At 35.3% G+C, this 24773-nt stretch carries 22 protein-coding genes; 3 read left to right on the top strand and 19 right to left on the bottom strand.

Annotated elements, in window-relative coordinates; all coding sequences use genetic code 11:
• Positions 1-58: 58 nt before the first annotated feature.
• The 17 genes from NFR51_RS08625 to NFR51_RS08545 form a co-directional block, all read right to left on the bottom strand.
• A complete protein-coding gene (locus tag NFR51_RS08625) occupies positions 59-220 on the bottom strand; it encodes a hypothetical protein (RefSeq protein ID WP_251713296.1) in 162 nt (53 codons plus the stop codon).
• Between the two features lie 870 nt (positions 221-1090).
• Entirely contained in the window at positions 1091-1426 is a 336-nt protein-coding gene (locus tag NFR51_RS08620) for a biotin/lipoyl-containing protein (protein ID WP_251713295.1), read from the bottom strand.
• 25 nt (positions 1427-1451) lie between these two features.
• Positions 1452-2024, bottom strand: coding sequence for a hypothetical protein (locus NFR51_RS08615; RefSeq protein ID WP_251713294.1), 573 nt, complete (start codon positions 2022-2024; stop codon positions 1452-1454).
• Positions 2017-3204: a glycosyltransferase gene (locus NFR51_RS08610; RefSeq protein ID WP_251713293.1), complete on the bottom strand. Its 1188-nt coding sequence runs from the start codon at positions 3202-3204 to the stop codon at positions 2017-2019. The genes NFR51_RS08615 and NFR51_RS08610 overlap by 8 nt, the downstream gene beginning before the upstream one ends.
• 10 nt (positions 3205-3214) lie before the next feature.
• Complete coding sequence (locus NFR51_RS08605) at positions 3215-5419, bottom strand: beta-ketoacyl-[acyl-carrier-protein] synthase family protein (RefSeq protein WP_251713292.1); 2205 nt, start codon at positions 5417-5419, stop codon at positions 3215-3217.
• Positions 5419-6372, bottom strand: coding sequence for an aminomethyltransferase family protein (locus NFR51_RS08600; RefSeq protein ID WP_251713291.1), 954 nt, complete (start codon positions 6370-6372; stop codon positions 5419-5421). Before NFR51_RS08600 ends, NFR51_RS08605 begins: the two co-directional genes overlap by 1 nt.
• The gene (locus NFR51_RS08595; RefSeq protein ID WP_251713290.1) at positions 6356-8347 is read right to left on the bottom strand and encodes a GNAT family N-acetyltransferase; all 1992 of its coding nucleotides are present in this window, start codon (positions 8345-8347) and stop codon (positions 6356-6358) included. Before NFR51_RS08595 ends, NFR51_RS08600 begins: the two co-directional genes overlap by 17 nt.
• The gene (locus NFR51_RS08590; protein ID WP_251713289.1) at positions 8337-9224 is read right to left on the bottom strand and encodes an ABC transporter permease; all 888 of its coding nucleotides are present in this window, start codon (positions 9222-9224) and stop codon (positions 8337-8339) included. The genes NFR51_RS08595 and NFR51_RS08590 overlap by 11 nt, the downstream gene beginning before the upstream one ends.
• Before the next feature lies 1 nt (position 9225).
• The gene (locus NFR51_RS08585; RefSeq protein ID WP_251713288.1) at positions 9226-10134 is read right to left on the bottom strand and encodes an ABC transporter ATP-binding protein; all 909 of its coding nucleotides are present in this window, start codon (positions 10132-10134) and stop codon (positions 9226-9228) included.
• Positions 10131-10616 carry a 3-hydroxyacyl-ACP dehydratase FabZ gene (gene fabZ, locus NFR51_RS08580; protein WP_251713287.1) on the bottom strand — a complete coding sequence of 162 codons (486 nt, stop codon included), beginning with the start codon at positions 10614-10616 and terminating at the stop codon, positions 10131-10133. The genes NFR51_RS08585 and fabZ overlap by 4 nt, the downstream gene beginning before the upstream one ends.
• A 2-nt stretch (positions 10617-10618) precedes the next feature.
• Positions 10619-10912: a phosphopantetheine-binding protein gene (locus tag NFR51_RS08575; RefSeq protein ID WP_251713286.1), complete on the bottom strand. Its 294-nt coding sequence runs from the start codon at positions 10910-10912 to the stop codon at positions 10619-10621.
• A complete protein-coding gene (locus NFR51_RS08570; protein WP_251713285.1) occupies positions 10905-11627 on the bottom strand; it encodes an SDR family NAD(P)-dependent oxidoreductase in 723 nt (240 codons plus the stop codon). Before NFR51_RS08570 ends, NFR51_RS08575 begins: the two co-directional genes overlap by 8 nt.
• Positions 11628-11653: 26 nt before the next feature.
• Entirely contained in the window at positions 11654-12475 is an 822-nt protein-coding gene (locus NFR51_RS08565; protein ID WP_251713284.1) for a CylD, read from the bottom strand.
• Between the two features lie 422 nt (positions 12476-12897).
• Positions 12898-14946: a DUF4357 domain-containing protein gene (locus tag NFR51_RS08560; protein WP_251713283.1), complete on the bottom strand. Its 2049-nt coding sequence runs from the start codon at positions 14944-14946 to the stop codon at positions 12898-12900.
• Positions 14947-15319: 373 nt separating this feature from the next.
• Complete coding sequence (gene alsS / locus NFR51_RS08555; protein ID WP_251713282.1) at positions 15320-16987, bottom strand: acetolactate synthase AlsS; 1668 nt, start codon at positions 16985-16987, stop codon at positions 15320-15322.
• 200 nt (positions 16988-17187) lie between these two features.
• Positions 17188-18429 carry a tetratricopeptide repeat protein gene (locus NFR51_RS08550; RefSeq protein WP_251713281.1) on the bottom strand — a complete coding sequence of 414 codons (1242 nt, stop codon included), beginning with the start codon at positions 18427-18429 and terminating at the stop codon, positions 17188-17190.
• Positions 18429-19610 (bottom strand): AI-2E family transporter, encoded by a 1182-nt coding sequence (locus tag NFR51_RS08545; RefSeq protein WP_251713280.1) that lies wholly within the window; start codon positions 19608-19610, stop codon positions 18429-18431. The genes NFR51_RS08550 and NFR51_RS08545 overlap by 1 nt, the downstream gene beginning before the upstream one ends.
• Positions 19611-19950: 340 nt before the next feature.
• Here NFR51_RS08545 and NFR51_RS08540 point away from each other — a divergent pair, with 340 nt between their 5' ends.
• The 3 genes from NFR51_RS08540 (at position 19951) to NFR51_RS10860 (ending at position 21160) form a co-directional block, all read left to right on the top strand.
• Positions 19951-20214, top strand: coding sequence for an IS110 family transposase (locus NFR51_RS08540; RefSeq protein WP_251713279.1), 264 nt, complete (start codon positions 19951-19953; stop codon positions 20212-20214).
• 96 nt (positions 20215-20310) lie between these two features.
• On the top strand, positions 20311-20946 hold the full coding sequence (locus NFR51_RS08535) for an RpiB/LacA/LacB family sugar-phosphate isomerase (protein WP_251713298.1): 636 nt from the start codon (positions 20311-20313) through the stop codon (positions 20944-20946).
• A 43-nt stretch (positions 20947-20989) separates the two neighbouring features.
• Entirely contained in the window at positions 20990-21160 is a 171-nt protein-coding gene (locus NFR51_RS10860) for a UTRA domain-containing protein (RefSeq protein WP_369127879.1), read from the top strand.
• Positions 21161-21337: 177 nt separating this feature from the next.
• Here the strand turns inward: NFR51_RS10860 and NFR51_RS08530 are convergent, their stop codons facing one another.
• Together NFR51_RS08530 and NFR51_RS08525 are read right to left on the bottom strand one after the other, a co-directional pair.
• Positions 21338-22798 (bottom strand): glycoside hydrolase family 1 protein, encoded by a 1461-nt coding sequence (locus tag NFR51_RS08530; protein ID WP_251713278.1) that lies wholly within the window; start codon positions 22796-22798, stop codon positions 21338-21340.
• 15 nt (positions 22799-22813) lie between these two features.
• On the bottom strand, positions 22814-24673 hold the full coding sequence (locus NFR51_RS08525; RefSeq protein ID WP_251713277.1) for a glucose PTS transporter subunit IIA: 1860 nt from the start codon (positions 24671-24673) through the stop codon (positions 22814-22816).
• Positions 24674-24773 lie beyond the last annotated feature (100 nt).

The raw sequence follows: 24773 nt of genomic DNA, 5'->3' as shown, positions 1-24773 counted from the left end.
ACTCCAAATCAGAAGGAGGAAAACTATTTTAAGAAAACATAGCTCATTTTCTGTCTAATTATTTGACATTAGTCCAAAATTCTTTTGCAATAGCTGTTACCGTTTTAGGTTCCTTAGATGTTATCAAACAGCTCAGCAGTTCAAAACTTCCTTTATCTAAAAGCATATTCAATCCCCCTTGGTCTTGCGAATCCTTTTTTACTCTCATCTCATTATACATTTTCTTTTTCCTGATATCTCTCTATATGAAAAAATCTCAGTAAAATTTAAAAGACAAAAAAGAGGCATGTTATCGATAAACACACCTGCTCCTTTGCTCAAATCATACATGCTTTATAAAATTTATGAGCTTATGTTTGTAATAAAGATAGCCCTGAGGCATTTTCTACTTATTTTTAACGCTCCTTATATTTTAGGAAAAATGCTTTCTTATGCCATTAGATACCGCTAGTAAAAAACATCATAAGAAACCTGTGATGTGCACGTACTCTTTACACCAGAATTGTCTAGAAATTCAGCTTTCGTCATATTCTCTCCTTTCTCTCCTAATTATTTTTAACACTCCTTATATTTTGGGAAAAATGATTTCTTATGCTACTAGATATCACTTGTAAAAAACATAATAAGGAACCTGTAATGTACATGGACATTTTACATCAAAAATATCTAGAAGTTCAGCTTTTGTCATATTTTCTCCTTTCTATCCGTTGGTTTTTTAGCGGTATAAAACATAGTAAGTTCCATCCACTGTGCAAGGACAGTTTGCTACATGGATATTTAAAAGCTCAGCTTTTTTCATGTTTACTCCTTTCTAATAACTTATGTTATGTACTACAGAAACTTTATTTCTACTTCTTCAAGTATCACTTTTTACCCTATATTTTTCAAGTATAAAAAGGTTCTTTAATGTGAAATATAAACAGACAAATTGACCTTAATATTATAGATTCAAGATCATTTAGCACTTGTATGGAAATTTTTTATGCCCTTTAGCTTTATTATCTAAAGTCACTTATAAAAGGGATTCTGAAAGCTAAAATTCTTTAGGAAAAGTAAACCACCTTTGTTGAAAGCTCCTTGTTTTTGAGCATTATGTAGTTCTAACCAATATTAGCGGTGTACCATACATAACAAATTGATTATCTTTGACATATACCGCTTCTACTTTTCCTTTTTGTTCCATATAAACCTCGTTCAAAATGCGTAACTCTTCAATGTACAATAATATATTTCCTTGTGTAAATGTTGTACCTTCAGAAAGTTTTGCGCTAAAATGAACGACACCAACAAGCTTACTTAAATATATTCGACAATTCACAAGGTGCGTTTCTTTATATAATACTGATACTCTATTGGATGTAAATATAAGAGGCGTTAACTCGTGAAGTATGTTTTCCTGAATGAAGTCTGAATGCTTATCCTTCAATATATAATTCCCTCATTCTTCTTAATTAAAACTCATACATATCTATACGTACAGGTTCATTTTTAAGATTATTTATTTTAAAAGCTGATAGATTTGGATGTTTAGTTCCATATATACCAATCACTATTTCTGAAAGTCTTTGATAATACATCTCTTGTTTTGAACTGCAGTAAGAAATTTTAAACTTTGCTTCCTTTTCTAACCATTTTTTATAAAAGAATTTCTTTTTACAATCTTTATCTCCCTTTCCAAGATAAGTGTCATACACGAAGTCAGAGCGGTTTCTTAAAACTTCAGCATCAATTCCCACGGGAGTTTTAGAAATTGCCAGTACATGAAACAAATCTGAATTGGAAAAACTTACGTAAAAGGGCAGATTTTCTATTTCATGGGCACTTTTCGCAAATGCTTGTAATAATAACTGGTCAGAAAGATTGTAAAGCCTCAAAACCCGAAAAATAACTTGGCTTCCCACGATGAGTTTCCGCTTTGTTTCCTCTCGAATAGCTTGATTGTAACGTTCTAATCTTTGACCAAAAAGAGTATTTTCAAGTGCTTCACCTGTGTCTTTGTATATGAAAATTTCAATATTACTCAAGAAAGCTCTCCAATATTTCGCTGACTTTAGTTAAAGAATGTTGTGATTCTTCAAAGATTCCTCTACTAATTTCTGACATCTTCTCGGAATATGCTTCTATCTCTGACTGAAACATTGACATCTTTTCACTGATTTTTTCTTCTTTACTCAGTAGCATTGCTGCTCCATAATTACTAAATTTTTTAATATTCCAAAGTTGCTCATTAAAAAATGGGATACCTATAAAGGGTATGCCTTGTTGAGCCATGGCATAAACCGTTCCTTGTCCTCCATGAATAATCGCAAATGAAATTTTAGCTTTTAAGGAGTCAAAATCTATAAAATCTACAAGTTCAATGTCCTTTCTGCCGATATAAAATTCTTCGCCACATGTGGTTAAGATATAGGAAGGACCTTCGGGAAGATGTGACACAAAATCAATAACCCATTCTTTATTAAAAGAAGTCCCAAAACTCAATAATATCCTATTTTTCCCTTTCAACTGACGAAAACCTGATTTCTTTGAAGAAAAAAGTATTGGCCCTACAATTTTATAATTAGTTTCTGAATCAAAAGTATAAAATTTACTGTAATCCGCAATCAAATTTAAGTTTCCTATGAAGAGCTCTAATCCTGATTTCATCGGAGTCCCTCCTTCTGATAGTAAATATTTATTCCAAGATTCAATACTTTTGGAGTATGAAAGAACTAAACGTTTGATGCTCTTTTTAGCTTTTTCATTTTTTTTATCAAAGGATATATAATCTGGAATGATACCATCAATATTATGGATAATCTCATCAATTTGTACTGAACCAGAGATAATCCATACAAGGGGAATTTGCTCAATTTTACAACTCACCACAATACTTAAACGATAGCCGGTAAATACTGCGTCAAATTGTTGACTAACTAAGAGTTCTCGCTCATAATTACACATGTTTCTAATTTCTTCATCTGTCAAAAAGTTAAAATCCATATCAAAAGAGAAAAATTCTTGATAGCGTTCTCGACAATATACTTGAGTGTCAAAAGGGCATTGATGAAAAATGTAGGCATCATGCTGGAATAAAAACGGATAAAAAACGTCTCCCAATATGTGAATTTCATGTCCTGCCTGGTGTAGAGTAGAAGCAATTTGTGACAAGCGCTGACTTTCTCCGAGATTCATCATAAACGGTGTGAATAAAAATTTTTTCATTTAGTATATCCTATATCTTTTCCAATAAAACTGTTGAGATACCACCAAATCGTGAATAAGAAATTATCAAATAGCGCCCTAGCTTTAAATCTTCCTTATTCAAAATATAATCCAGCTCTTCTCCAGCCCCATCCGAAGAAAAATCTAACTCATGCAGTGAGTAAACGGGTATATCCAAAGCTGCTAGCCAATCTATAAAAACATCGTATTCTTTTTCTTCTGTCTTTTTATTCGCATTCCATACGACCCCTTTAAGCTCCTCAAAAGGAACACCTTTTATTGACAGTTCTGTTTCAATGAGAGAAATTAAATCATGCTTTATTTCTTCATGAGTTCTGACATTATTATCATATTTTATCTGTTCAGCACTCATGATCCGTGCTTCTCTCTTTTCAGAAGAGTTTCCAACAATTAACGTACTGCAGTAATCTGAGGGCTTGAATTTTTCTGGATCATATCCCAGTTTTTCCCAGGCAAAAAGAGAGAAATCTGTCCACTGAGAGGCTGAAACAATCAATACATGAGAGAGTTTCTCGTTTTTCATCATCTCCTCGGCATAGATAATACCATCAGCAAAACCAACATTGGAGGAAATGACTGATACTGGACCTTTAATTTTAAATAATATTGATATCATACCTGCTGCCGCATTCATAACAGTAAAGGGGAATTTTGAAGCAGACACTTGATTATATCCCTCTGATTTAATCTGTTTCTCAATATCCTCCACAACTTCTAAAGGGCCAGACGATGTCGTAAAAAGAATGCCCACTTTATTTAAATCTATTTTTCTAAAGTCTAAACCGCTACGTTCAATAGCTTTAGCAACTGTACCCGCAATCATTTTAGAAAAATTATCCATTCTACGGTACTGTGCTGGATTAATTTTAGAAGACGGTGAAAAATCAGTATAACGTAGTCCCGTTATTTTGCTGAAATTTTTAGATATACTTTCATATCTATCGTTTTTATCTTCCAAGCTTTCCAATGTTGAAGCATGTGATATGATGTCCATACGAATTTCTTCATTCGCTAGAAAAGTCTCTTCTGGTGTATCATTTGAAGCAAGAAGTACCCCACTGTTATTTCCACCAAATGCGAAAGAAAAGTTAAGTGCATATGAAATGTCTTTCGGAATATTTTGATTCCTCACAAAACAATCTTCAGGATAAGACACTAAGGTTTTTGTCGCAGGAACAGTCTTCTCCTCTATCGCCAGAAAACAGTTAATGGTTTCGATAATACCAGCAGCGCCTAATGTATGTCCTGTTTGTCCTTTAGTACTGCTCACTCTTACCGTAAGCGGAAAGTTTTTTTCAATCATGGCTTTTTCCATACCATCATTTGCGCGTGTACCTGTGCCATGACCATTAATATAATCAACTTTATTTAGAGGCACTCCTGACTGTTCTGACAAATTCAGAGCAATTTGACCGGCTCCTTCACCAGTGGCTTTGGGAGCTGTAATGTGATAAGCATCTGACGTAATTGAACCTCCCAGTACTTTTCCATATTTTCCAACTTTATTTTTCTCAAGGACAATAAATCCTGCGCCCTCTCCCAAACTAATACCGCTTCCAGTAGAGTAGGGTTGACACGAAAAGTCTTTATTAATGGCCCCTAGGGAGGTAAATCCTGCAAGGGAAATATCACTTAGTTCATCACAGCCGCCACAAATTGCAACATCACATTTCCCATCTTGGAGAAGCTGCGTTCCCAAAATCACTGCATTATTACTCGCAGAGCATGCAGTTGAAATGACGTAATAACTTGCTTTTATTCTATGAAAAGCGATGAGTTCATCCGCAATATAATGCAAAGAACGTTTTTTAAAAAGATTACGCGGCATTTCTAAACGATTATCTTCAAAAGAATAGAGAAGTTCTTGACCTAAGACTTTTCCTCCCAAGGATGTCCCTAAACATATCGCTATCTTTTTTTCTTCTTCTTCAAGTTGAAGATTCGCAGAAGCTATTGCTTCTTCAAAAGCTAAAAAGGCAAATTTAAAATTACGGGTTTCCTGTTGATATTTTTCAGGAACTTCCAGTTCACTTTCAACAACTCCCACATAAGAGTCCAGTTCATGTTTACCGTTAGAAAAACGTTTTTGTTTGATGCCTTCTGTTTGAGAGAACAAATTTTTCTTATGTTCCTCAAGATTTTTTCCTAGAGATGAAACGATACCAGCTCCAGTAATATTAACTTGATTTCTCATTATTTTGACCAACTTTCTGGAATAACATACGGATTAGATAGCGTTTCTAACACAGCTCCTCCTTCTGTCAGAAAATGAAGTCCTGAGTGAGCATAATATCTTTCAACCTGTAACATGCCTAAATATGCTCGGTCAGGGTTTTCATCAAGTACTTTTATCAGCCAGTATACTTTTCCGATTTCTTGATTATCAAAATAAACCCTTTCATCTTTTTGGACTTCTGCGGAAGCTGAAAAGACAATACTTTGTTTTGTAGAACTTTCAAATTCCTCTAACAAGGCACTTCGGCCTTTAAATTCTTCTTTTGTGAAGTCTAAATTCCATGCATATCCTAACTCAAACAAATTATGTTGTCCTCTGTATACATCATGTACGGGATGGTTGACTTCAAATTTGACATAATCATCAAGTGCTTTATCATATTGCGGTGTATCGGATAAATATTCCTCAATAAAATTAGGGACCAGATGATTAGACAAGAGAAATTGATAGCCAAATTCTCCTGAATATCCAAAGCGCGCCATAACAATATCAGAACTCTTATATGTTGTGTTGGTAATGAATTTGAAATTTAAAGTTGAAATGTCATAATCATAAAATTGCTGTGCAATTTCCCCTGATTCCCTTCCCTCAATTTGAATGAGGCTTAACTCATCTGAAACTTCCTTGATATTAAATTCACCTTTGGCATCGGAGAATAGCGAAAGTAAATCTTCATTAGAAAAAATAATATATTTATCTTCTAATTTATAAAAAACAATTTCAGAATAAACTGTTCCTTTATCAGTCAATATAAATGAAAAGCCACAAGTATCAATATCTGCAAATTCAATGTTTTTAGGGATTAATGGATTGAGTATATCTTCTACATCATCTCCTCGAAGCTCAAAAATTTTTCCATCAAATTTTCTATAGGCCTTGTTTTTACGTAGCTCTTTATAAATTTTGTTCATTATTTTTTTCCTCTCTTTTTAACTGTTTAAAATGTATAAACTGCTGGACATTTGAAGCATTAGGAATAACACATCGCATCATTATCTTATTGTTTTCTTTGAAGGAATAAATTCTTCCTTGTTCTGCAGTTATTGAAAAACAATGATTTTTACCCCTATCAACTATTAAAATGTTATCTCGCGCTTCCCAAATATGGCCTCTGTTTTTATAAGCATAAAAAGCATCATGGATCCATGCTTCTACATGACTTGAACAAGTCCAGGAAAACTCCAAGACCTTATAAGGAAACGTTATATTCTTATTGTCACCAATATAAACCTTTCCCTCATCCTTATCCATACGATAAAAAAGTGGGCTTCTTTTTTGGTCAAGATGATAATTAACTGCGCTGGCCTCCATTGCTGTGTAAGCTGTAACATTTTTTATAGATTTCCAATTTATATTTACTTCTCTAAATTCTCTAAAATCCATATTAAAATTTTGAGTTTCCTTTTTTTCAAATTTTATCGAATAATCTACCCTTATATTTTTATAATTGTCTAATTTTATAAAAGAAAGGGGGCGATATTGCATTTGATTTGCAGCTGGATTTTGCGTAGAATAAGTAAGTTTTAGTTTTTCAGAAATAATGAGATAGCATAAATCGCTTATTTTAAATTGCTTCATTGATACAAAATCATCTAATTCATTCGGAAGTTGTCCTGGAACATAAGGGAAAAGTGTCCCTTCTTCTTGGATCAAATAGTCTTGCTCTAAGATTTTCATCCCATATTTCAAAACTTTCCCCCTATTCTCATCTGGAAGCTCTTTAATGTAATAATGAGCTTCAAGTCTATTCGGATGAAGTTCAATAACTTTATGAATGTCTAAATGCTCTCCAATGCAGCGAATGATTATCTTATTTTCATATTCTTCAACTAAAAATCTCACATCTTCAGGCAGAGCAAACAATAAATAGGTATCTTCGATAAAGGGCCTGTCATTTTTAACAAAGAGCAAACTGCCGTTAGAGCGATTAACGATTAGACGGTATGAAAACATTGACTGATTCAAGTGAATATTCATCTTTTCGTTGGCGGGCTGTCTATAATGAAGTTGTACCTTAATTTCTCCTATCTCTGTGTACACTACTCCTTGAATTAAAAAATTTAATGTAACCTTTTTTATTGCAATCTGATTTTTCTTCCGTGAAAGTTTTACATATTTAAAATTACCTGCTCTAGCCTTAACAAAATATACTTGTTCCGAATAAAATTCACATTTCAAATAGTATCTATTATTTTCTTTAAAGATATACAATCGAAATAAATCAAGTTGGATATCAAAAGGATAGTGTGCCTTAGAAAAGCAACGGTATATCATCTTCTTTCCTGAAATTTCCGTTAAAAGTGTTGAAATATCAGCCGCATCTGTTTGCTCTATAATTTTGAAAGTATTAATGTCGTATTTACTTTCCAAATCCCCCGTAAATTTAAATGCTTTTAAAACTTTAGGCAGTGAACTTCTGAGGAGATAACAATGATTCATGTCCTCGTAACTTCCTTCAAATTTCGAAAAGCCATTTCTTTTGGAAAGAGTCAGTGAAGCTTTATTGTAACGACTAATTTCTGTAAAATGTGTATGGAAATCACAATTGACGATATCAAATAACACTTCTTTGTGAAGTAATGAAATTGCTGCACCAGTTCGATGCTCCACATCTATTAGAAGAAAGCCACTGTAACTTTCATTCAGAGGAAGCGCCCCAAAAGTAATAAATTTGAAAAATGCAGTAGTGCCAATAATTTTCCCATTCTTCTCCAGGACATAAAAGTGACTTGTCTCTTTAATCGCCATAGTGAGGCAAAAATCTTCCGATGTCAGTGCTGCTCCATCTTGGAATTGGTAAACTTTATTTTTATTGAACAAGTCTACAATTTGAGGAATGTCCTCTTCTACTAAAGTCCTCACACGATAGGTAGAATCATTTTCCATATCTCATACCTTTTTTAAGAAGCATATAGATAGTCAATAGTCCAATCATACACATTGAAACATATAAAAGCATCTCGTTATTGGAAAGTGTATGATTATTTATTGTTCTTAAGGCAAGCCCATAGGAAATTTTATACTCATTTTCCACGGACTGTGGTGCTTCTGCAAAAACCTTGTGTAGACTATGCGACATCAATACATTTTTTAACATGGCATTCATTTGAGTCATTGGAAACCATGTCATAACTTGAGCTAAAACACTGCCAACAGAACCAATAGCGATATAAACTCCAGATAAAAAACCAATTAATGTACCGATAATTGTACTCAATGTGCTGAAGGCAGACCCACTCTTAATAAGAGACAAGAAAGGAAGTACAATCGCTGCAGAAAGCAAGCAGCTCATCACAATTAACCCTAATATTTTCAGAAAATCTGGAAAGCTAAATATCTGAAGATAATTGAAGCCATTGAACAGTAATACCCCAAAGAAAAAACAAAGAATCGTAACAAGAGTACCTAGTATGACAGCAGCAATGATATAAGATAATTCAAGTTTCCATGATGGGCAACTGCTGATTTCAAAATCTTCATTCAATTTTTTTTCCCTATCAGAAACCATAACACTAAAAGCCCCTAAAGTACTTGTTAAAGAAACAATCGTCGTTAAACCAGCAACCAGCCATAGATTTACCATATGAATCACAGGAGAAGACACTGTTGCTGTTCCCATACTTTCTTTTATAGCATCCAGTTGAATTTGTCCCAAAAACACTTGATACAGTACCAACAAGATTACTACAGAAAGAAAAGACATGAAAAAGGCCATTTTATCTCGTATATATACAAGAATATTACGTTTGACTAAAGAAAGCATCTTAAACTCCTCCTTGTATTTCGTTTAATAGGTTTAAATAGGCAACTTCTAACGTTGCATTTTTAACTTCGAAAGTTTCAATGAGCAACTGGTTAGAAGAGAGAATGCTCAATATTTGAGCCATTGTTACATTCTGATAAATGTATTCTTTTTCATTCTTTCTTATGGGAGACAGGTTAAACATATCAGATAAAAGGGCGTTTGAATTTTTCAATGTAATTTCCAAGTTTGTCGAAGAATTTTTTTCTATAAAGCCTTCAATGGAACCTGAGTAGTGGAGTTTTCCCTGAATTAAGACATTTAAACGATCACAGAAAGCCATCTCTTCTAGATAATGTGTAATCAAAATTATTGTCATCCTTGCCTTTTTATTCAGTTCATAAATAGCTTTCCACAAGTCATTTCTGGACTTAGGGTCTAGCCCAGTTGTTGGTTCATCAAGAAGAAGAATAGAGGGATTGTGTAGCAGAGCTCTTGCAATGTCTACTTTTCTTTTTTGGCCTCCTGAAAGCATTCCATAACGCCGTGTTCTTAATTCTTTAATAGATAAATATTCTTCAATTTTTTTTAAACTCTGAAAGACTTGACTCTTATTTAAACCATATAAGGCGCCTCGTGTAATCAGATTTTCTTCGACTGTCAAACGTTCATCTAAACGACTGGATTGAAAAACAATTCCAACATGGTGATAAAAGCTGTCTGCTTTAACTTTTTCTCCGCCAATTTGCCATTCAATACGTCCTGAAGTTTTATGCGTTGATTGAATTAAGATGTTGAATAATGTTGTCTTTCCTGCCCCGTTTGGCCCTAATAAACCATAAAACTTTCCTTCCTCAAATTCCGTTGATATGCCTTTGAGGACTTCAAAATCTCCATATTTTTTTTGAATATCTGTTAAAGTAATTTTCATTTTTGCGAGACCAAAATCCTTCCTGAAGCTACTTCTTTACCTGAGTCATTTGTTATTCTCACCTCAATTTCTGAAAGCTTACCCAGTTTAATTAAGCTCCTACATCTAATATTTAAAGCATTCCCAGGGAATACTAAAGCTTTCAACTTGAAATTTTTGATGCTTGCCAAATATCCTACCTTATCCGATAAATTTTCTTCCAAACATAATTTTGCAAAATCTATGTCACTAATATTTCCTTGCTCAGATAAGCTATCCAAAATATACATTAATGCTGCAGCTTGGGCGCCGCATTCAATCAGTAAAACTCCCGGCATAATAGGTTGTTTGGGGAAATGTCCTTGGAAAAACGGCTCATTGATGGTTACATTCTTTTTACATGAAATTTCTCCTCCACTATAATTTTCAACTGAATCAATCAATAGAAAAGGATAAGCGTGTGGAAGAAATGCCATAATTTGCATAATATTCAGCTTTTTCATTATCACTCCTCTATAAGTTGGTTTTCTATAATATAATCTGTTAATTTGTTAATGGAAGAAAAGATGGACATGTCATCATCTGATAAGGCAATTCCAAACTCGGTAGAAATTCCAATAGACAGTTCTAAAGCGTCAATCGAATCTAATTCTAATCCTCTACCAAATAATGGTTGGTCATTTTGAATCAGTTTTTTATCTAGATCTAACATCAAAGAATCAACCAAAATTGTCTTTATTTTTTCTTCAATTACTATACGCTTTTCAATATTTTCTTTTTCAGTTTTCCAATCAATCATTAATCATTCCTCCATCTATTACAAAGTTCTTGCCTGTAATATAGTTTGCTTTATCACTGCTTAAAAATGCGACTAACCATGCAACCTCCTGAGGGTCTCCAAACCGTTGAGGTGGTATTAAGTTCTCAATAATCGCCGCTTTATTTTTTAAGTTACTTGTCATATCTGTATTAATGAATCCAGGACTTACACAATTCACGTTAATATTGTCAGCTGCAAATTCTTTAGCCAAGGATTTAGTTAAGGAAACAATTGCTCCCTTTGTTGCCGAGTAGTTAGCTTGTCCAATCTGCCCTGCGACTCCACTTGTCGAAGAAATATTGACAATTTTGCCACCATTTTTTTTAATCTTCATATACCTTAAAACAGATTTAGAAGTATTTACCGCTCCTAGTATGTTCACATTTAAAACAGTTTCCCATTTTTCAGTAGACATCATTAAGAAATACCCATCTCGGGTAATTCCTGCATTATTAATTAGGCAATCAATTCGGCCATATGTCTCATAGATTGTTTTAATAATTTTGGAAACATCTTTTTCTTTCGAGACATCACATGTTTGAACCTCTATATCAGGGTATTCATCTGTCAAGGATTGTGCAGCTGCTCTATTTCCTTGATATAAAGCAACAACTTTATACCCCTCTTTATGGAGCTCAATACTTACCGATCGCCCAATGCCTCTCGTGCCGCCTGTTACAATTGCTACTTTCATATTTCTCCTTCTCTTAATTTTTTTCTTTAATTGAGTAGTTTTACTTGTTTCAGAATAAATCTATTGGGAGATAAGTCCTCTATTAATAAATTTTTCTTTACAAGTTCTTTTAAAATTCTGTACCACTTAAATTCTTGGGTCAGCTGGTTTATAATTTCTTCTTCAAGCTGAGAAGACATATAGATATATTTAAAAGCATTGTTTTGCTGAATATCAAGATTTTTAACAAGTTGAATATATTCTTCTTTTATTGCTCGAAGAAACTTTGTATGATAAGGAACTTTTAGTCCCAACTTTTTAAGTTTTATCAGTAAATCAGCTGATTCTACTCTATCTACAAATTTGTCCCTGTTTTCTTCCGAAAAAGCAAGGACCCCTGTAGTGGAGCTGGTAGTGATAGCTAATTCCACAAAACTTATGCCCGCAATAACGTCCCTTAGTTTTTCCATAGAAGCTGTAGCAACAAGCCACATTTCTTCTTTACATTCCAGGGAGTTCACTAATTCGGCCCGTTTTTCAATGAACGACACAATATTTTCAAAACTGGCTGAATCACTTGCCATCAGTACATTGAATATTCCTGCACTATGCGAAGAAAAACAAGTAATATCCGATAGTTCATACTCCGAAGTTCGCCACAAATTATATATAAATGTTCCCAGCATTGAGGCATAATTATCGGATAGCACTACTTCATTTTTTAAAATGCTTTGGAAATATGTATGGGAATGCTTGTTAGTCAGCTCTAAGTTTTCAAGAATGTCTCGTCCTGCAGCTGATTGGGATAAGCGAATCAAATCTTGTAGTCTAACGTTTCCTTGACCACCATACACTAATATTTTTGACAAATTTCTCATCCTCCTTAAAAAATATTCTAGCTTTTTGAACAATAATACCGCTTACATTTATTTGTACGACAAAAAAATTCTTTTATCACTATAGCTGTAAAAAAAATTATTGCTTCATACAAAAAACAGTTCTACTTGATAAGTTTTCCATCGCTTTCACCGAATAATTCGCAACATTATTTTAAGTTATTATCCGTGTGATTCTCTCAGACTCCGTCTTGTTAATATATTTGTATAATAATTATACAGTCTTGACCATTTACATTTGAACTGTATTTGTAAAGCTTGATAAGTTGTCTCTTTTTTTAAGAAAGCTTATTTAAAAAAATGCAAAATAAAAAGAGCAGCTACAACATGTAACTTGCCCTTCACCTTTGCTTTCCACTTGTTCTTGATCTTCTTTTCAAAACCCGACTTTTAAATTAAATCTTATTTTTCTTTCGGAGCGACTCATTGAGGATAATCCCGTTTTCATCCTTCCAATATTCCCAACCATTTCTGCTGCCGCCAAGAAGTAGTGCTGCTGCTTTAGAAACAGAGGAAGTTGTATAATCTTGAACGAATTGTAAGCCCCCAATTGCTTCTTCAATAACGCCATTATTTAACAATTCTTGTCTGGTTTCACCTAGGTAATCTGAAGAAATATTTTTTATTTTAGAGTATATTTCTGAACCTGAGTATATCGTAACCGTCCCATTTTCATGCAAATATCCACTTGCCTTTATGCCTTGAGCTTCTAGAAAAATGTTTCGAGAAGCATCGTACTTGTAATTACCATTTGACCGTAAGTAGGGGTACATAGAAATTAGTCTATGGATTAATTCTACACTTCTATCTGTAATTGATTTTGATGTCCATTCGGTCATTTCATATAAACTTTTATTCATACGGATATGAAGAGTGTCTTCAAAAATTTTCTTCTTGGTCTCAAAATCTTTATTTCCCGCAGCAGAATTGTCAGGCTTGCTAACAAGAGTTAGATTACCAATGGTATTGACTAGACCAGTGTAATCCTCACCCGCTGCATCAGCTTTTTCTTCCCAATAATGCGTGCTGGTCTGTGGCATAATATGCTCAATGGACAGCTTACTCATATCAAGAGTCGCAGAATTGTCATTATTTTCTATTTTTTCCAGCAACCACCGTGTTAATCTCATGGTATACGCATTAGCATTTAAAAGATTGGCTTTCAAAGATTTATCTGTTGGTACAGCCATATTGTTAGATTGATTTCGAGTAACTAAAACATAGATAACAATATCAACAATATGTTCAAAGCCACTCTTTTCAGCGTATCTCTGTACGTTCTTTATGTAGGTGGGAAATGCCTTAGATATTCTACTTGTGTCATCACCATTGAAATATCGACGAATTTGATAATTGTTCAATACTTTGATAACTTCAAAATATTGTTCTTCAGTAATCAGCTGATCTTTATAGTACCATTCCGATAGCTCTAAAACGAACGGAGCGGGCATCATACTTTCCAAACTTTGAAAATCACTTTGTATTTCTGAATATTTACCTGTTGGTTTTTTGTAATAAAGAGAAGCGAAGTAGTTAGAGTATCTCACAAGTTTTTCCAGTAACTTCGCATCGCTAGATTTTTCACGTTCTTCATACCAATAGTCTTTAAATGCTTGATACAAAACATGTTTTGCAGAGTATTTACCTGTTATTGCTGCGAGATAATATCTGAAAAAATCTTCCATGGCTCTTGAATCATTGAATACTTCTTCTAATCTCCGCCAATACGTTGTATATAAAGTTGTTTGCTCTTCATTTGATTTATCCATCATAATGAAGTTTCGAATTAAATCTGAGGCGGTTAACCTCTCGCCAGTTGAATTAATACTCTCAAAAATCTGTTGTGCATTGTCGCGTTCGTCCAACTTAATATAGACTATAGAAAATCTTTTCAAAGCATATAAAACTCTATCAAAAGTATACTCCTGAACTAAGCTTCTTAATTCAGATTGGAAATACAAAAAGTTACGGACAATATTACTCTCGCTTTCCTTATCAATCTCATCATATCTACCCTCAGCTATGATGAGATAGTCATTTCCATCAGCTACGGATGGATAGAGTCGCTGCCTGTATCTGCTCCCCATTTTTTCAGAATAATTTTGAAGATAAGTTTCATCAATCTCGCGTGCACGGTATTCATTTTCGGCAATTGATTTCATTGCATGAGCAATCAAAAACATCGTCACTAACCGCTGTTGTCCATCTACTACAGATCGTTCAGTTTTATAATCAACAATATTCTCAAGATACACAATTGTCCCTAAAAAATGTTGTTTTTGGCTGCTTTCATCTTCAATAAGTTTAATCAAATCTTTTTTCAGTTGTACAAGTTGTTTTTTAACAGTCCATGTGTACTTACGTTGATACACAGGTATAACAAATTGTTTTCCCATTGCTTCGGGAATAAATTCGTCCAATAATTTTCTAGGATTTGATTCCATAGTATTGCTCCTCTGCTATTTTCTGCCTACTTTACTGAGTTATTTTTTTTACAGAAGTACTTTCTTGACGGAAAAACAGTACACTTACTTCCAAAAAAGTATGCCCCCTGTTTTTATACTCATATTCATGTATTTTTCTAAAAGTTCTACTTTCCTTCCTCGTAAATTATATCACAACCTTTAATTCCTTGCTTATCTCAATTGGATAATCTAGGAGTTTACTCTAACATTTTAATGTTCCAGTTAAATCTGCTTTCAATAACACTTTTTATTTTTGGAAAAATCATCAAAAAATCCCCCTCTTTAGTAAGAGGGAAGATTATAGATATAAACTATACTGCACTTATTTCTTCACAATTCTGGTTATACATTATCAATAAAATTCCTCAGGCAAAAGCGTGTCTGCCAATTTAATATTATCCGAATAATCAATAGGAACGTCAATCACGACTGGTCCAGTTGTGTTAGGAATAGATTCTAGAAGTTCTTTCAGTTCTTTTGCATTGTGTACACGATGGCCTGTAGCTCCCATAGCTTCCGCATATTTCACGTAGTCAACGCTGCCAAAGTTAACACCTGCAGCCCGGCCATATTTTTTCTCTTCTTGGAATTTAACCATATCATAGTGTCCATCATTCCAGATGATGTGAATTAATGGCAAATTAAGGCGAACCGCAACTTCAAGCTCTTGACCTGTAAAGAGGAAACCTCCATCACCAGAATGAGAATAAACCTTATGTCCTGGACGAAGCAAAGCAGCTGTAATTCCCCATGGTAAAGCAATACCTAGTGTTTGCATGCCGTTCGAGAAAAGCAAGTGACGTGGCTCGTAAGAACGGAAGTAACGTGCCATCCAGATGTAGAGTGAACCAACATCAACGGTTACAGTCTCATCATCTTTGACTACTTCTTGGAAAGTACTTACCAAGTCAAGAGGGTGCAAACGTCCTTCTTCAGCTGCTTCGACGTCAAACTCGTGCTGATTAATCACGTCACGTAAACCTTTAAGGTATTCAACAGAACCTTCTGGCAGATTGTAACCCCGTACTGCTGGTAAAAGATTTTCCAATGTTTGAGCGATATCACCAATCAACTCCCGTTCTGGTTGGTAGTATGTATCAATCTCAGCAATTGCATTGTCAATAACGACGATACGGCTATCAATTTCAGCATTCCAGTTGCGTGCTTCATACTCGATGGGGTCATAACCAACAGCGATGACTAAGTCTGAACGTTTGAGCAACATATCTCCAGGTTGGTTACGGAAAAGTCCGATACGACCGAAGAATGTGTGTTCAAGGTCACGCGAAATTACACCCGCACCTTGGAAAGTTTCAACGACAGGAATAGAGACGTGTGAAAGTAAGTTACGCAAAGCTTTAGCTACTTTTTCATCTGAACCACCCGCACCAACAAGGATAACAGGCAATATGGCATTTTTTATAGCTTGTGCCAAATAGTTAATGTCATCAATTGAGGCATTCCCCATCTTGGGATCTGACAATGGCTTGATTGCATTGACTGATACTTCTGAGTCAATTACATCTTGTGGGATGGACAAAAAACTTGAACCTGCACGACCAGCTTTTGCTATGCGATAAGCATTAGCTATTGTTTCTGAAATTGTTGATGGGTCCAAAATTTCGGAAGAATATTTTGAAGCAGGTGCCATCATCTGTGCATTATCCATAGATTGGTGAGCACGTTTCAATCGGTCACTGCGTTTTACTTGCCCTCCAATAGCAAGAATTGCATCACCTTCAGATGTTGCTGTCAAGAGTGGCGTTGCTAAATTTGATACACCTGGTCCAGAAGTTACAGCAACTACACCTGGTTCACCTGTAATCCGCCCCACAGCTTGTGCCATGAAAGCAGCTCCCTGTTCGTGACGTGTCACAATGAGTTTTGGTGCTTTAGAGTCATGCTCCAAGCGGTCAAATACACGGTCAATTTTAGCTCCTGGAATCCCAAAAACATATTTTACATTATGATTGATTAAACTATCTACGACTAAGTCTGATCCAAATTTTTTGTCAGTCATTTCTTCTCCATTTCATTTAAGATTCACAATCTTCACGACTAATTCTAGCAGAAAAAAATTTAATTTACAAAAATAGAAGCCTGTCAAACACATATATAGTCTGCTTTAACAAGCTGTCGGATTGTAAAGCGTTTACATTCCCTTCAATGAAAAATTGCAAAAGTTAACCATGTAGTTTTGTATAAAAAACTATTGTGCGATTACTCGAACAATAGTCCTCTCATTTCTTCATCTTCTGGGACAAGTTCCAGATATTGTTTAATATAAGTCTGTGCTTTATCATTTTGCCCCAGTTGTAGGAGAAAGTCAACATAGTCCTTCAAAAACTCAGGATTCTCTCGGAGCCCAGTTGAAAGAAGCTCTGTGTAAAGTACCTCTGCCTGTTTATCGTTTTCCAACTCCTTATTGGCTTGAGCAAAAAGCCACTGTGCCAGTAAATGTTCTTCTTCCAAAAGCTTTTCAAGATGAATCACTGCTTCAAAATCACCCGCATTGAAATAAAGGTTGGCTAGCAGAAAGACGGTTTCATCATGAAGTTCCGCAACATTCAAAGCATCCATCAAATAACGTTCTGCTGCTGCTTGATCTTTTTGACTGTAAGCCAGTTTAGATAGAAAATGCAAAAGTAAAGCTGAGTTTGGATTTTTACGTAAACCTTCCTGAGCCACTCGCGCTGCTTCCTCAAACTGATGATCAGCCTCCAAAGCTTGAGCGTAGGCCAGCTCATAGTTTAAAAGATCCGTGTTATAATCCTCCAGCTGTTTAAAGTAGCTGATCGCACGCGTTTGATTATCGAGCGCGCTGTAAAGCAAGGCAATCTTGTAGATAGTATCTGCTGTTTTAGAAAATTCCAGTGATTTTTCCAAAAAAGACAGAGCATTTTCAAAACTCCCAAGCTGCGCATAAGATTCTCCAATCCGTTGATAGGTTGAAATCTTAGTCTGCTTCAAGATTTCACGGACAGAAAGTTTGGCATAATTTTGAATTGCCTCTTGATAAGCACCTTGTTCATAATAGCTTTCCGCCAGAGCGAATGTAATTAATGGAGAATCTGATAATTCACGGGCTTCTTCAAGCTTGCTGATAGCTGTCTCAAAGTCACCTTCAAGCTGGTACAAGTCAGCAATTTTAATCAAAGCAGCAACATAATTTTCATCTTCTAAAGGAATCTGATAAAGATAGTTCAACGCTTCATCAATCTGCCCATCATCCTCAGCAATTTCAGCTAAATTAATCAAATAATCGGTACTGCTAGGATTGTCAGCTAAAATCTTGTCATACACTTGATGGCTCTCATCAATAAATCCCATCATTTGTAAATACTCTGCTAAATCAGCGAGCATTTCTTCATCATCATACTTGAGTGCATGACTTAAAGCATTGTGCATTCCAATCAAATCACCTTTGTGCAGGAAGTCAATTGTATCTTCTGAATAAGACATTAGTTTTCCTCTGTTTCTTGAATTTCAACCGTTTTTCCTAAACCACCGGGATGGTAAAGTTCTGAAATCTCACGATACCAATCATAAAAGTGGCTGATGATAACCTTAGCTGCCGCATAGAATGGAACTCCCAAAAGTACTCCCCATAGACCAAAGACTTTACCAGCAGTTAGAAGAACAAAAAGAACTGTAACGGGGTGAATACTTAACTGTTTTCCTAAAACCAATGGAGAAACAAAACGGCCTTCGATCGTTTGTTCAATGATATATACGATTAAAACCTTGAGCAACATCATTGGACCACCAGTAGCTAACCCAATAATCATGGCAGGGATAATTGCCAAGTAGAAGCCTAAGAAAGGAATCAGATTAAAAATCCCTGAGAGAATTGCAAGAGTAATTCCATAACGCAAACCAATGATTGGTAACCCAATCGCCAGCATCAAAGCTACCGCCAAAGCAACAATAACCTGCCCACGAACATAGTTAGCCAACTGACCGTTCATTTCAGTCAAAATCTTAGATGTATCTTTACGCCAATTAACAGGTAAAAGATGCGTGATATAACCATTCAAATTCTTTCCATCTCGTAAAAGATAAAAAAGAACAAAGGGAAAGATAACAAGTGAAATAAAGACACTTGCTGTACGCGTAATGACATCCGTAATCGAATTAAAGGCTATGGATGAATAATTTTTTGACCATTCAACAATATTGTTCCCCATAGAATCCATAAAGTCATCCATCTGTGGACGGAACTGCTCAAAATGCTGATTCGTCAGGAGTTTATTCACTTCTTCTTGAATTTGTTCCACGTAGCTTGGCACATGCCTAGAAAAAACAGAAACACTGTTTGATATGGAAGGAATAGCATAAGCCAGTCCCCATACAAGTAAACCTGCAATCAGCAAGAAAATAACTACAATACTAACAATACGCGGCACACGCTTCTTCTCTAGGTAGTCAACGATTGGGTTAAGCAAATAATAAAATACTGCCGCTAAAACAACGGGTAATGAAACGATTGCTAAGAAATCGCCAATCGGTGCAAAGATAAAATGTACCTTATTGAGCAATAAAATATTCAGCAACAAAAGCAAAACAACTAGTAGTACTGTTACTACCTTGTTATTCATAAACCATTTGAAAAAAACAGAGGCTCTGAGGTTTTGTTTTTCCATGGGACGTTCCCCTTCTTTTGTGAAAATTCTTCTTATAATTATAACATAATTTTTATTAATTTGGTCGAGAACTTTCTCTATTTTGCATAATTTAATTTATGTAAAATAGTCTATTTGTGACGTCCCGTTTTCAGTCCTCTAATCAACGGGATTTAACTTTCAATCCCCCTTATAATATATTTAGTGGTTATCCGCCACATAAGTTTATACTTAATTAAGACTGTGGATCAGTATTTCCTACAAGCGCTTGACGTTTTTTCTACAATTTTCTACAATAAGGTTACAAGACAAAAAGTGCGTGTATACCACAGAAATAAATTTATTGCTGGAGGTACACTTGATGTTGTACGTTAGAATTGATGTCGCAAAGCATAAACATGACTTTGCCCTATTAGATGAACAAGGTGAAATACTGATTAAAAATAAACATTTCCCCAACAGCCTTGATGGCTTTGCTTATCTACACAAGAAACTCCAACAACTCAACGAAAGCTCTCTCATTGCCCTTGAAGATACCGGACACTATCCCTTTAATCTCTTGGCTTTTTTACATGAGAATAACTATCAAACTTACACTTACAATCCCTTTCGTCTATTAGTATAGAAGAAAGCTATCACCACATGTGGAGTTGGTGGGGCTGCTGTCAAAAGTGAAAAAGTAATTTTTATACATCAATGAGCTCAGAATTAGGAGGATATGATGAGAATAGGAATTATACAGGGAACAACTCAAGTCAGTAAGAATGAGTTGCTCCATAATGCTGTCGTAAAAGCTGTAGGAAAAAAAGGGTATGATGTATTTAATTTCGGAGTTTATCCCAACGAGAAACAGTCATATTCATACACAGAAATCGCCTTTTTAACTGCACTACTCATAAATAGTAAAGCTATTGATTTTGTAATTACTGGCTGTTCTTCTGGGCAAGGGATGAATTTGGCCTGTAATACATTACCTGGATTGTTATCGGGTTTCATTCAAAACCCTCAAGACGCTTATTTATTTGGAAGAATTAATGATGGGAATGTGGCTAGTTTGTCACTAGGATTAGGATTCGGCTGGTTAGGCGAGCTTAATTTAGAGTATACGTTAGAAAAATTATTTGATGGAGAATTTGGGATTGGATACCCTGCAGATGTTGCAGAGAGAAAAGTCAGAGAAACTCATCGGGTGAAAGAATTTAATAAGATGAGTAAAATATCTATGATTGAATTAATGAAAAATATGGATAGAGATTTTATAGATAAAATTATGACTAAGAAAAATGTTATTCATTATATCATTGAAAATTCTAACGAAGTGGAATTGGTGGACTATCTTATAAAAGAGATTTCATAAAAAGTATTGAAGACAATAATCTGGCGGTGTTATTGCAAAAAGCTTGGAACTCACCAATGCTGAAAAGGTTTTGGAATTAACGAGAGTAAGGACAGCTGGTGGGCTCCCGATTGTTATTTTCCAATCTTACATCAATCCAAAAATGGTACAGATTACTGAAGAAGAGATTAACAATTGTGAATCTTTATACTCACTTTTAAGAGTGACTGGGTAGCCAACTACTTGAAAGTCCACTAGGAACACCACTTTTAAAAAGGGTAACCATCGTTCATACAGATGGAAAACCTCTACTCTATACTGAAGCTTCATACAATGGACATCTCTATCACTATTCAGTTTCCCATCAACGTATCGAATTAATGTAGTAATTTGTTAAATTTTATACTAATTTTTAATCTATCCCTAACCCATTAGCTGCAATGACTGCTTTATACCAATGGAATGATTTCTTAGGAATCCGCTTTAATGTTCCATGACCCAAATCATCCTGATCAACATAAATGAAACCATATCGTTTGGCCATTTCCGATGTTCCAGATGAAACAATATCAATTGCTGACCATGTAGTATACCCTATTAACTGAACTCCATCTTTAATGGCTTCTTCTATCTGCTTAATATGAGCAGACAAGTAATCAATGCGGTAATCATCGTCTATCTTTCCATCTTCTAGCACATCTTCCGCTCCAATTCCATTTTCTACAATAAATAATGGAATACTGTAACGATTATACAGATCGTTTAATGTATATCTCAATCCAATTGAATCAATTTGCCACCCCCACTCTGAAGCCTTCAAGTGCGGATTTTTCAGTGTATTCTTTAAATTACCATCGGTTTCTTCAAAATTTTCTTTATCAGCTGCAGAAATTGAAGACATGTAGTAGCTAAACGCCAAAAAGTCAGCAGGATAACGTTTCAAAACAGCTTCGTCCTCTTCAAAGACTTGTAATTCAATCCCATTTTCATGCCAAAACCTAGCTGCATAGGGTGGATACTCACCACGAATGATCGTATCAGTAAAATAATAATTGTCCATTTGCTCATTTTTTTGTGCTTCTAATGCATCTTCAGGCTTACAAGTTGCCGGATAAGTCGTAAACTTAGCAACCATGCACCCCAACATCGCTTCCTTTGAAACTTTACTTAATGCTTTTTTAGCTAAGGCAGAGGCCACAAACTGATGATGCGCAGCTTGATAACAATCTTGCAGATAAGTTGCTTCATCATCTTTTACAATACCTGTTGAGTAAAAGACATTAAAGCGAGCCCCGTTAATTTCGTTAAAAGCAATCCAATAGTTAACCTTTTTACCATATCGCTCAAACAATGTTTTCGCATAAGTTACATAAAAATCAATGAGTTGACGATTCTTCCAACCGCCGTACTGAGTGACTAAATTCATGGGCATATCAAAATGATTAATTGTAATCAACGGCTCCATGCCATGCTTAATAACCTCAGCAATAACTTGATCATAAAATGCTAAACCTTTCGTATTTGCTTTTGCATCATCACCATTCGGAAATATCCGCCCCCAAGCAATTGAAAAACGAAACACCTTAAATCCCATCTCAGCACACCATGCAATATCTTCTTTAAATCGATGATAAAAATCAATGCCATAACGCTTAGGAAATTTTCTATCATCCGTTTCCTGTAACACTTTCTCAAGCCGCTCAGCTGTTATTAACTTACGCACTGACCTCGGAACAGTTTTATCATGTTTGACTGCAATATCCGCAACGGTTAATCCTTTGCCATCTAAATCAAATGCCCCTTCTGATTGACAAGCGGCAATCGCACCACCCCACAAGAAATTTTCAGGGAATGTTTGTTCAAATTTTTTCATATAAACCGACCTCCATTAAGCAATTACCGTCAGCATTTTTTCTCCTAAGTTCACTTGACCCCTTGTTTTCTCAGGCAAAACTGACACAAAGTCATTTGTATTCGTCACCACAACAATCACACTTGACTCATAGCCAGCTAACTTAATTTTTTCACCATCAAATTTCACAAGCAAATCACCCGTCTTGATAGTTTGGCCTTCTGTACAGAAAACTTCAAAATACTTTCCCTCTAATTTCACTGTATCAATTCCAATATGTATCAAAACTTCAACACCATTCTCATCCGTAATCCCAATGGCATGCTTTGTCTTAAAAACTGTCGTAATAACCCCAGTCACTGGCGACACGACTTCTCCATTAGGTGCATCAATCGCAATCCCTTCACCTAACATTTTCTCAGCAAATATATGATCGCTCACTTGACTTAACTCAACCACCTTCCCTGCAGCTGGGCTATAAACAACACTTGACTTAATCTGACTAACAGGCTCCTTTTCTTCCTTATCATCTGTTATTTCAATTCCTTCTGCCTTAAAAATTGTCTTCCCAAGCAGATAAGTAATCAGAAAACTTGACACAACCGTCACACCCAGACCAACTAAAATGCTCGCAGGACCGCTCCCCATAAAAATTGGAATGGTTAAAATACTTGGCATCCCACCAGAATACGCTCTTGCCCCCATCATTGTTGCAATCATACCACCAAGTCCACCACCGATTAAGGTTCCGACCATCGTTGCTTTATACTTCGTTAACACGCCATAAAGAGCAGGCTCTGTAATCCCTAAGAAACCTGAAAAAGCTGATGATAATACAATTTGCTTCTGTTTTCTATCCTTGACTAAAAAATAAGTTGAAAAGGTTGCGGTTGCAGTTGCCATCGTACTTAAAAAGTTCGCAGGCGTAATAGTGGTATAACCAAAAGTGGCAATTTGCTGAAGCTGAATTGGGCGAATAGCATGATGCATCCCAACAATAACAAGAAAGGGTCGTGTTGAACCAATCACAAAACCGGCCAACCAAGGTGCCTGATCAATAAGCCATTGAATACCAATAGCTAAATAATCACCGATATAAAAACCAACTGGGGCTACACCAATCAGCATGACTGGTGCCATAATTAAAATAGTAAGTAAGGGGGTAAAAACCGTACTGATTAAATCAGGCATCCATTTTTCTATCCAATTCCACACATACTTTAAAATCCAAACACCTAGCAAAATCGGCAAAATAGAAGATGAATAATCAATAAGTGGCAATGGTAAAAATCCAAATGCAGTCAAAGGATCATTTTCTCCTACCATTCTCATTAGATCAGGGTGCATGATAATACCAGCAAGAGCAAGTGCCATGTACTCATTGGTTTTGAACTTACGAGCCGCTGAAACTGCAATTAAAAATGGTAAGAAGAAGAACATGGCATTACCAGTAATCGTTAAAACTAAATTTAACGTACTTTCTGGATCAAGCCATCCTTTCTCCCTTGCAAAGAAACTCAACCCTTGAATCATACCACCAGCAACAATAGGTGGCAATGCAGCAACTAAAATACTAGATAATGTGCCAATGGCAGTATTAAAACTAAATTTTTTCTCCCCATCATGGTCAATTCCTGAATCAACTAAATCTAATGATGGATACTGCTCCATTATCTCACGAAAAACCTTTGTAACCCCATTTCCAATAATCACTTGATACTGCCCACCTTGAATTTGAACACCTACCACATCTAACTGCTCTATTTCCTTTGTTTTCGCCATGCGGTCATCTTTTAACACAAAACGCAAGCGCGTTATACAATGGGTTAAAGATTTAATATTTTGAACCCCACCCACGAGTTTCACAATCTTTGTTGCTAATTCTTTTTTATTCATTAAAATCACTCCTCTTTCAAGTAAAAAAACCTTGCATCACTGGCATCTGAAAAAATAGTGAAACTCACCTATCAAGTTCCCATTTTATTGCCAAGTGATC

Source organism: Lactococcus ileimucosae (assembly GCF_943193185.1).
GTDB lineage: Bacteria > Bacillota > Bacilli > Lactobacillales > Streptococcaceae > Lactococcus > Lactococcus ileimucosae.
This window is presented reverse-complemented; position numbering and strand designations above follow the sequence as displayed.